The organism is Paenibacillus sp. J31R34 (assembly GCF_059383715.1).
Map to the genome: position 1 here is coordinate 319,256 of NZ_JBXENU010000010.1, position 8,103 is coordinate 327,358.

6 protein-coding genes and 1 rRNA gene are annotated in these 8,103 nt (G+C 46.7%); 6 read left to right on the plus strand and 1 reads right to left on the minus strand.

Annotated features, from left to right (window positions below; translation table 11 throughout):
* The first annotated feature begins 239 nt into the window (after positions 1 to 239).
* The 4 genes from gatB to AC50YG_RS25740 all read left to right on the plus strand — a co-directional run bounded on the left by gatB (position 240) and on the right by AC50YG_RS25740 (position 6,113).
* Positions 240 to 1,685: an Asp-tRNA(Asn)/Glu-tRNA(Gln) amidotransferase subunit GatB gene (gene gatB / locus AC50YG_RS25725; RefSeq protein ID WP_341279272.1), complete on the plus strand. Its 1,446-nt coding sequence runs from the start codon at positions 240 to 242 to the stop codon at positions 1,683 to 1,685.
* Between the two features lie 172 nt (positions 1,686 to 1,857).
* Entirely contained in the window at positions 1,858 to 3,774 is a 1,917-nt protein-coding gene (locus tag AC50YG_RS25730; RefSeq protein ID WP_494830951.1) for a DUF4097 family beta strand repeat-containing protein, read from the plus strand.
* Between the two features lie 72 nt (positions 3,775 to 3,846).
* A complete protein-coding gene (gene perR / locus AC50YG_RS25735) occupies positions 3,847 to 4,275 on the plus strand; it encodes a peroxide-responsive transcriptional repressor PerR (RefSeq protein WP_056043983.1) in 429 nt (142 codons plus the stop codon).
* A gap of 116 nt (positions 4,276 to 4,391) precedes the next feature.
* Positions 4,392 to 6,113: a glycosyl hydrolase family 18 protein gene (locus AC50YG_RS25740; RefSeq protein ID WP_494830984.1), complete on the plus strand. Its 1,722-nt coding sequence runs from the start codon at positions 4,392 to 4,394 to the stop codon at positions 6,111 to 6,113.
* Positions 6,114 to 6,307: 194 nt separating this feature from the next.
* On the opposite strand, the gene AC50YG_RS25745 is transcribed toward AC50YG_RS25740, so the two are convergent.
* The gene (locus tag AC50YG_RS25745) at positions 6,308 to 6,658 is read right to left on the minus strand and encodes a YgzB family protein (RefSeq protein WP_231594383.1); all 351 of its coding nucleotides are present in this window, start codon (positions 6,656 to 6,658) and stop codon (positions 6,308 to 6,310) included.
* A 148-nt stretch (positions 6,659 to 6,806) separates the two neighbouring features.
* On the opposite strand from AC50YG_RS25745, the gene AC50YG_RS25750 reads away from it, so the two are divergent.
* Positions 6,807 to 7,682 (plus strand): nucleotidyltransferase-like protein, encoded by an 876-nt coding sequence (locus tag AC50YG_RS25750; RefSeq protein WP_473758831.1) that lies wholly within the window; start codon positions 6,807 to 6,809, stop codon positions 7,680 to 7,682.
* Positions 7,683 to 8,037: 355 nt separating this feature from the next.
* Positions 8,038 to 8,103, plus strand: a 16S ribosomal RNA gene (locus AC50YG_RS25755); the annotation flags it as partial.

Genomic DNA, 8,103 nt, shown 5'->3' on the forward strand with positions numbered 1-8,103 from the left:
CCGCTGAGCGGGATTGATCAAGCGCAAACGGCTGCTGCCGTCCTCTGGCGGCTAAGCTACCGTTTCGCGTAGAAATATAGAGAAAGGATGGGAAAATAATATCCTTTCCTATATTTTCAAAAAAATGCTTGGGCAACAGCGATCGAAAGTCAACCTTTTCACGCAGCGCTGCTCCTTTTTCATCATGCTCTATGCCACCAAAGTAACCTCGCTAAGCAAAATTCTAAGGAGGATTAACGATGTCTGAAGCGACTCAATATGAAACGGTAGTCGGGCTGGAGGTGCACGTTGAGCTGCACACCAACAGCAAGATTTTTTGCGGCTGCTCCACCGCTTTCGGAGCTCCGCCTAATACGCATACCTGCCCGGTCTGCCTTGGTCATCCCGGCGTGCTGCCGGTGCTGAACAAGCAGGCGGTTGAATACGCGATGAAGGCTGCGATGGCGCTCAATTGCACAATTGCTGATGTCAGCAAATTTGACCGTAAAAACTATTTTTATCCCGATTCGCCTAAAGCTTATCAAATTTCGCAATTCGATCAGCCTATCGGCGAGAATGGCTGGATTGATATTGAAGTAAATGGCGTTACGAAGCGCATTGGCATTACCCGTCTGCACTTGGAAGAGGATGCGGGCAAGCTGACGCATGTTGATGGAGGTTATGCCTCACTCGTTGACTTTAACCGTGTCGGCACGCCGCTCGTTGAAATTGTTTCCGAGCCGGACATTCGTACGCCTGAGGAAGCGAAAGCCTATCTGGAGAAGTTGAAAGCGATTATGCTTTACTGCGAAGTATCGGATGTGAAAATGGAAGAGGGCAGCTTGCGCTGCGACGCGAACATCAGCCTTCGTCCTTATGGACAAGAGAAGCTTGGCACGCGCGCTGAGCTGAAAAACATGAACTCCTTCCGCGGTGTTCAGCGTGGCCTTGAATATGAGCAATGGCGTCAGGCCGAGGTGCTGGACGGCGGCAATAAGGTTGTTCAAGAAACTCGCCGCTGGGATGAAGCGCAGGGCAAGACGATTTCGATGCGCGGCAAAGAGGAATCCCATGACTACCGTTATTTCCCGGACCCGGATTTGGTTCGCCTCTATATCGATGAAGAGTGGAAAGAACGTGTCAAAGCTTCGATTCCTGAGCTTCCAGATGCACGTAAAGCCCGCTATACTAGCGATTACGGCTTGCCTTCCTATGATGCTGATGTTATTACGGCATCGAAGAAAATGGCAGACTTTTTTGAAGCAAGCTTGTCCTATACGAAGGATGCGAAAGCTGTATCCAACTGGATTATGGGCGACCTGCTCGGGTATTTGAACTCGAACAGCCTGGAGCTGTCCGATGTGAAGATTACTGGACAAGGGCTTGGAGAAATGATTGGCTTGCTGGAGAAAGGTACAATCAGCAGCAAAATCGCCAAAACCGTCTTTAAGGAAATGCTGGAATCCGGCAAGCTGCCGCAGCAAATCGTTGAAGAGCAGGGCCTCGTACAAATTAGCGACGAGGGGGCAATCATTGCGATCGTCGATAAAATCATTGAAGCGAATCCGCAATCGGTTGAGGATTTCCGCGCAGGCAAAGAGAAGGCGATCGGCTTCCTTGTCGGCCAAATTATGAAAGAAACGAAAGGCAAGGCGAATCCGGCAATGGTTAACAAAATGCTGCTGGAGCGTCTTCAGCAAGCCTAATATAGCTTCATTAACATGCAAGCTGATTAATGATAATCAATGAAGAGCTGTCCACAAGCTGGACGGCTCTTTTTTTGCATTTTTAAGCAAAAGCCTATGAGCGGGGCATCTATGGTACAATAATAAGCAATAAACTTGCATATACGGGGGACATGTTTTGCAGGAGCATGGGATGAACACGGGACGTAGGAAAAGTCGATTGCTTACGGTGCTGCTAGCCTTTCTATGGCCGGGAGCGGGACATTTATATACAGGGGAATATACGAGAGGGCTGCTGCTTGCCGCTGGTATTTTGCTAGATGGCGGCACTATTGTTCGTTTGGCGGATGCGGATGGTGCAAAGCATTTGCTGCTTATTGTTTATTTAGGGCTTGCGCTGCCTGTATTTTATTTTATTAGCGTCTACGATGCGCTGCAAAGCTTGGATCGGCGAACGGAAACGCAGCCCGGTTTAAAGCTTAGGGACGGCATACTCATTATGGTGGCGGGCATTTTGCTTATGCTGCTGCTCATGCTTCGGCAGCCGACTTCTTTGTTTACTTGGTTTGACGAAGCGGCAAATTATGCGGTAGGCCCTGTTCTAGGGCTGATCGCCGTAAGCTTAGTTTTGCGTCAGCGGCTGGCGGCGGTGTTTCGGTTAGGAAGCTTTACGGCGGCTCTATTTATTGCCGCTGCAGGAGGGCTGCTGTTGTGGGATGAAATACACAGCAGCAATATTTTTGCGCTGATGCGTTATTGGTGGCCTGTCTTGTTTATATGTCTGGGAGGCGAGCTCGTCGCCTACAGTTTATTGCAGCGGCGGTCGCGAAAGCAATTGCGACTCGATTTTATCGGAAGCATGGCAGCTGTTGTCATTGCTGGCTTTGGCTTTTTAGTAACACAATATGCTGATCTGCCTTTTCGCTGGATTGATCAATATGTCGATTTGAATGGCGCACAGGATTACGGCGAGGAAAAAGGCTTCCATTATCAGAAAGAAGTACTCATTGTTCCAATGGAAGAAAAGACGACAGCTATTCAGATTTACAATGTGAATGGCAAAGTGACGCTTCAAAGCGGAAATAATGATTATATCAGCATAGATACCGAGGTATGGGTTGATATCGCTGATGAAGCTGAGGCCGATAAAATGGCCGAAAAATCGAAGATCGAGGCGTCATCAAGCGGTGAAAAAATCACCCTGCAGGCCAAAAGCAGCAGCTACGGGGAGAACGGGACGCGCAAACCGCGCATAAATATTACCGTAACCGTACCTCGTTTGCCGAATGTTCAGGTGGAGGAAATGGTAGAGCCTGATCTTGATCCTGATCTTGAGTCGGACGATCCAGCTGTACAAGAGACCAGTATACCAGATCCAAGCTCGCCACATAATGTGGAACAAGTCTCTGCTTCGAACGCGACATCAACACCAACTCCTGAGCAGTCGCCCCTACAAGTGGAGGAGCAGCAGCAGGACGAACAGCCGTCGAGACAGCTTTCTGTACTCGTGCATACTGATAATGGACCGATAAAAGTTAAAAACCTTGATGCTCCCGGTGGTGTGGAGCTCTCCAGCGATACAGGCGAAATTTTAGCAGAAGGAATACAAGGAAGCGTTCAAGCCAAAGCCAATAATGGAACGATTACTCTTCGTCATATAATAGGTGATACAAGTATAACCTTATTAAATGGGGCTGTTACCGCAGCATCTATTACAGGGAATGTATTTGCAGAAGCGACTAATGGGGCTTTGAAGATGACTAACATTTCAGGAGATATAGAGGCCGATACGAAAAATGGAAAAATCAACATTAATGAAGCTAACGGCATCGTAAAGGCTGCTACCCTAAATGGCGGCATAGAGCTGGCGAGCTCGGTAGTCGGCGGTGACTGGGATGTTGATAGCTCCGTAGGGGAAATTAAACTGACTGTCCCGCAGTATGGTAGTTATACGGTGTATGGATCGGTCACTTTTGGCGCAATTACAACAAATTTGCCACTCGAAGTCAGTAAAAAGACAGTGAGGGGAACGATTGGAGACGGCCAATACCGTCTGCAAATTAATGCTAATAACAGTATTGCCATACAGCATGGCGTCACGGACCAATAACCGCATTCATTGACAAATCATTTTGAAAACACGTACAATAGCTTTAAATACTAATTGAAAGGCGTGAGGGGAATGGGAGCCGTCAATGCAGCATTGCAGCAATTAAAAATGAATGGTGTCCGTATGACCCCGCAGCGTCATGCCATTTTAAGCTTTTTAATGGAATCGATGACTCATCCGACAGCCGATGAAATTTATAAATCACTGTCGCCTAATTTTCCAAGCATGAGCGTGGCGACCATATATAATAACCTACGGTTATTTGTAGAAGCGGGGCTTGTTAAGGAACTGACATATGGAGATGATTCCAGCCGCTTTGATGCGGATACATCGGAGCATTATCATGCCATATGCAATGACTGTGGCCAAATTGTTGATTTTGAATACCCGCCGTTACTTGAGGTGGAGCGTGTGGCATCGCAGGAGACCGGTTTTATCGTGCAAGGGCATCGAATGGAAATTTACGGTTCCTGCTCTACTTGTGCAGCGGCTAAGAAGTAATAGCTAACCATTAAGCAAGAATTAAACCTAACAAAATGATGGCGTGCAGGGAAGCGTTCAACCGCGGATATGCACGCTTTCGTCTTTTATAAAGGAGCGCGATACGCTTGGAAACTATGCTTCGCCGAACTCCTCGTCGCCGCAAGGGCAGTGGGGCTCGGAATCTATTTCTCTTTTTAATTGTTATTTTGGCAGCAGGTGGTGGTTGGTTTGTATATGACCGCTACATTCCTAATTTTAAACAAATAGTTCCCGATTATGGGATGAAAAATCCAATCGTCGTTCATGGCGAAGCAATGAAGCAAGGTGCCATTATTGAAAATAACGAAGTGAAGCTACCGCTTCCTGTCCTTCAGCAGGTGCTTGGGGCAGACCAGCCTATACGCTATGAAGCGGATAGTGGATCAATTATTTTTACAACAGCGAATAAGGTGCTGCGTTTGCAGACAAATTCCTTGACGGCGACAGCGAATCGCAAGCCTTTTGACTTGACGATTACAGCTGAGGTGCAGGATGATGTGGTTTACATTCCAATTACGCCGATTGAAGAGCTTTATGGTCTACAGACAGAGTACGTTGAAAATTCGGGAGTTGTTTCCCTGCTTCAGTCTGGGGAGGCTATTCAACTGGCGGAAGCCAATCGGGAGAAAGGATCGGCTATACGGACAGAACCTACTATTAGGGCGCCGATTGTGGAGAAGGTTCCACTCGCGAGCAAGCTCAGAGTTTGGGGAGAACGCGATGGCTGGCTGCTCGTTCAGGGACCGGATGGCCATCCGGGTTATATCGCTAAGGGTGATACCACGCTCACTGGCATGGAGCAGATTGCGCCTAGCGATAATGAAACGGATTTTGTTGCTTGGAAGGTTACAGGCAGCAAAATCAATCTGACCTGGGAGGCTGTTTATCAACGCAAGCCAGATCCAGCGACAATTCCGGAAATGCAAGGCGTCAATGTCGTCAGTCCAACCTGGTTTGAGCTTCAGGATGCGGATGGCACAATTAAAGGTAAGGCTGATCCAGCGTATGTAAAATGGGCTAAAGAGCAGAAGATGCAGGTATGGGCGCTATTCAGCAACGGGTTTGAGCCTGATCGGACGAGTGCGGCTCTGGCGACAGTAGATACGCGTTTTCATATGATCCAGCAGTTGCTTGCATTTGCAGAGCTTTATCATTTGCAGGGCATTAATGTAGACTTTGAAAATGTATATACGAAAGATAAGGAAAACCTGGTCCAGTTCGTCCGTGAGCTGACGCCTCTGCTTCATGAAGCAGGACTAGTCGTATCTATTGATGTGACGCCTAAGTCCAACAGCGAGATGTGGTCTGTTTTTCTAGATCGTAAAGCGCTTGGCAAAGTTGTAGACTACATGATGGTTATGGCTTATGACGAGCATTGGGCAACAAGCCCAGTTGCGGGGTCGGTCGCTTCGCTGCCTTGGACGGAGCAATCCTTGAAGAGAATATTGGACGAAGACGGTGTTCCTGCAAGCAAGCTTATATTGAGCATGCCGCTCTACACCAGGATTTGGACGGAGATCGAAGAGAATGGTGAAACAAAGGTAAGCTCCAAAGCGCTTGGCATGGATAAAGTGAAAGAAATTATTACGCAAAATAAGCTGAAGCCTGTACTCGATGGCGATGCTGGGCAGCATTATGTGGAGTATAAGGAAGAGGATGCGCTCAAACGCATCTGGATTGAGGACGAGCTGTCGATCAAAGCTAGAGTTGCATTGGTTAAAAAGTACGGGTTAGCTGGAGTAGCAACCTGGCAGCGCACTTTTCAAACGAACGCTATCTGGGAAACGATTGATACCGCGTTGAATAAAAAGCCGTAATTGCAATAATAACCCTACAATTTATTAGAAAGAAGGCCATCGCGAGTTCAGCGATGGCCTTCTTTCATTCTAATATGAAAATTTATAAGCTTGATCTTGAAGCTTACCTGCTATATCTGTGCGAAAAGGGCAATGCCTCCAAAAGGAGGCATCGCCCTTTTACCTTTATGTAACATATTTTTAAGAGCGACGTATTATTCGGAAGGAGCATGTGTGGCTTGCGCCGGATCGAGTGTCAGAATCGTTTTGCAGAACATGCAGCGATCCGTTTTTCCGAGCATTTTCGTTGGACGATTGCATTCGGGGCAGGTTAGCATCGTTGCACTGGTTGACATCATGCCTGCCCAGAAATAAACGGCAACGCTAACGAGCAAGGAAATCATACCGATAACCATAAAAATCGCGGCAACGATTTTACCAGCTTGTCCCCAAAGAACGATTCCGGCTGTACCGAGAATCATAACACCCATGCCGACGAGTGTGAAAATCAGCCCCCACAGACGAAATTCGTTTATTTTCGCTGATTTGAAAAAAAACTTATTCACTTTGTCCATCCTCTCCATGGTATTCTTATTAAAATCAGACGGTTTTCCATCCAATAAGCAGGAAACTGTCCTCGGTTTGTCGAAATAACAAACACCGTAGATTATTATTATATCTTAATCATATTGGATTAGCTATACGGAGGCCCAAGTGAAACATATAAAAGAACATTTCATTCAAACGCATCAATCACAGCGAGAATTGCTTGGTCTAATCGCAATCGAGAACTCTTATGCTTACAGTCCGTTGACCGAAGGATTGGATTTGCTACTGCTTGCAATTGTGGAGCAGACTGCTGTTCAAAGTATTGAGCATGTCCGTATTGAAGGCCAGCATGTGCTGATCCGCAGTGCGAGTGTAGGTCAACTGGAGCAGTGGATGGCAAGCGGGGAGAACAAAAGTATTATTCAATGGATAGTTCGGGGGGAGATACTGTTGGAGCGCGACAGCCGTATAAGCGATATTCGTGAGCGCATTATACAATTTCCGGACGTCATGAGAGAGCAAAAGCGGTTTGTAGAGTTCTCCGGCTTTCTGAGAAGTTACCTGCAGGCAAAGCATGATTACGAAGAGCGCAATATACTGGATGCATACAGCAATATATTAACTGCTCTGCATCACTGGGCGCACATTGTATTAATTGAAGAAGGGCAGCATCCAGAGCTAACCGTGTGGCGTCAAATGCGCAGGGTTCATCCTGGGGTGTACAAGCTTTATGAAGAATTAACCGTTAGCCCTGAAACGCTGGAGCAGCGTGTTCAACTTGTTATGCTTGCTTGTGAGTTTACGGTAATCAATAAAATGAAGGACTGCTGTTCCTTGCTCTTTAATATCATGATGAGCCGAGAGGAGCCATGGAGCATCAGCGAGCTTCAGGAGCATGAGCGGATAAAAACCCTTCATGTCGATTTATCCTTGTTGTTGCAACGATTGGTTAAACGCTCGCTTATTCGCGAGGTAGCGGTGATGGCAGCTAGCGGAGATACTGAGGCGTTGGAGCTTCGATATATGACGCTCGCTGTATAAAATAGAACGGCAAAAGATACCCAGATCGCTTGTTTCAAGCAGAGGGTATCTTTTTTTGAAATAGGGCTTGACTAATTTTTGCGAGCTGTGATATATTAATACACGCCGCTTTTGAAGCAAGCAAATGACTTGAATCGACAAACGAAAAAAAATGTCGAAGAAAAGAAAAAAAGTACTTGCAATTGAGTAGGCAGTCATGGTATATTATAAAAGTCGCCGCTGAGAGAAAACGCGGTTGGCACAAAAAGAAATGATAAGAGAAATTGTTCTTTGAAAACTGAACAACGAGTGAAACTGCCACATTAACTTCGTTAATGTAAAGCGATACAAAAAAGTAATGAGCAAGTCAAACACCTAAATGGAGAGTTTGATCCTGGCTCAGGACGAACGCTGGCGGCGTGCCTAATACATGCAAGTCGAG